Genomic DNA, 1979 nt, shown 5'->3' with positions numbered 1-1979 from the left:
TCTAGTTGGATACATTGTTAGGCTCTCTACTAATGCTCTCCCAGCTTGAGTAGTAACCAAATCTCTAATTTCTCCAAGTATTTTTTGCATAGTTGGTATCATTTTATTGTACATGAAATCGTGTTGTTCAATTGGAGTTGGTAAGACCGTATTGATGACTTCTGCAATATCCATACCCACAAGAGGATAGCTGGTTATAGTAAGTAAATAAGCATGAATACATTCGTGCAAAATGGTTTTGGCATTTTCTATGTTGGTTTGCTTCATTGTTCCATCAGTACTCAATATTTGCTTGCTAATTTTTATAGTCAAATTTTTAGTGACTGGATCTTGGCTTGTAGTTGCATGTACTTCTTTTTTTGTAGAGTCATTGTCTTTATACACATGATTTTCAACCTCAAACTTCACATTAAGTCTAGAATTACTTTGAAACAAATTTATAAAAAGTTTTTTAAATTCTAGAGATTCAGTTAATGCATTGTAAATATTATGAAAATTATAACCTTCGGGCGTTACATATGAAATCGTTGAAAGATCAATATTGATTGGCGATTTTGAAGATGCATCTACATCAAGAATTAATCCAAAATTTATTCGCATTTGATCAATCATGTCTAAAGAAAATTGTATTCCTTCATTAGTAGGATGATCGATTAAATAAGAAGAGATTTCTATTTTTTGAGCATCGTTATTATAATCGTCCCACCATGCTTTTTGCTCTGGACTTAAAATTCCTTCAAATTCAATAAATAAATCCGAAATGGAATAATATCCGCCACCACCACTACCGCCAGGATAAATCGTAAATTCGTTCGGTGCTTCGATTTCGTCTTCGTCCATCACGGTGCAAGTAGTAATTATTTGAATTTCATAGTACGCTTTTGTTGGATCTTGGCAACTTTGACCCGGAGAGTGAGCTGCATCAGAGCCACAATAATGTGTTATTAATGATATTGATGAGGAACATTCTCTAGTAGTTCTTGCTGTAATAGGTTTTTGAGGTTGACCGTTTAGAAATCTGCTTTCTGTTCTAATCTTTTTTTTAAGGTCCAGCATCTGCATTTTTCCTGAAAAGGTGTTAATGTCAAGAAACGGAATGGAAGTGTCAGGGATGTATTTTAAGTATCCTACTTTTTCTGTGGTTGCGTATTTAGTAATTACATAATACATAAAATAAGGATTTTTTGTAGAATAGCTATTGAGTAGCAGTAGGTAAGTTGTGTATTCATCACCCTTGACTATTTTAGTAAAATATACATTGGATTTTTCACTACTTTTTTTGGTGATGCTTTCTCGATTATTGACCATGAAAGTTTTAGTTCTATCTTTTATTACAGGGTTTTTAAGTACTGAAAGTACATTTTCGAGACTTACTTTCTCAGAAGTAATATAGGGTTTTTGGTTAGATTCAATTATACTCTCTGTTGAATCACATTGAATAAACAAGACGAGAACAAGCAGAAAGCAAGAAAATAATAGTGTTTTGATTTTTTGCATAAAGTTTAGGTTTTTGTGATTTGTAAATTTACACTATTACTTTCACGTTGTGATTTTTTTATTGTTTTTTTCTTACAAAATAATTGTTTCATGAAAGTATATCTTTAACGTCAATATATTCCATAAAACACAAGAATTATACCGATTAGCAATAAATAATAGTCCAATAAATTGTACTAAATTTATTGTCTACTGGCATTAACCATAGTAAAATTATAAAATAAAAAAAACCATTTTATAATTACAATTGGTATTAGATTTTCCGTTTTAAAGATACTCAAACAAAAAGCCGAAATTATCAAGAGATAATTATCGGCTTTAATAAAAAAAATCAAAAAGTTTACAAATGTATCACTTCTCCATAAGCATCAGCAACCGCTTCCATAACGGCTTCGCTCATGGTTGGATGAGGGTGAATCGATTTCAGGATTTCGTGACCTGTTGTTTCTAATTTTCTAGCTACAACTGCTTCGGCAATCATA

The 1979-nt window shown here is 31.4% G+C and carries 1 protein-coding gene and 1 pseudogene; both read right to left on the bottom strand.

The window, feature by feature from the left end; genetic code table 11:
- On the bottom strand, nucleotides 1-1497 hold a 1497-nt coding region (locus tag RMO70_RS12080; RefSeq protein ID WP_310556691.1), incomplete at its 3' end, for a hypothetical protein.
- A gap of 340 nt (nucleotides 1498-1837) precedes the next feature.
- A pseudogene (locus tag RMO70_RS12075) lies at nucleotides 1838-1979 on the bottom strand (dihydrolipoyl dehydrogenase); the annotation flags it as partial.

This window comes from Flavobacterium sp., from assembly GCF_031422135.1.
In the GTDB taxonomy this organism is placed as follows: Bacteria; Bacteroidota; Bacteroidia; order Flavobacteriales; family Flavobacteriaceae; genus Flavobacterium.
This window is presented reverse-complemented; position numbering and strand designations above follow the sequence as displayed.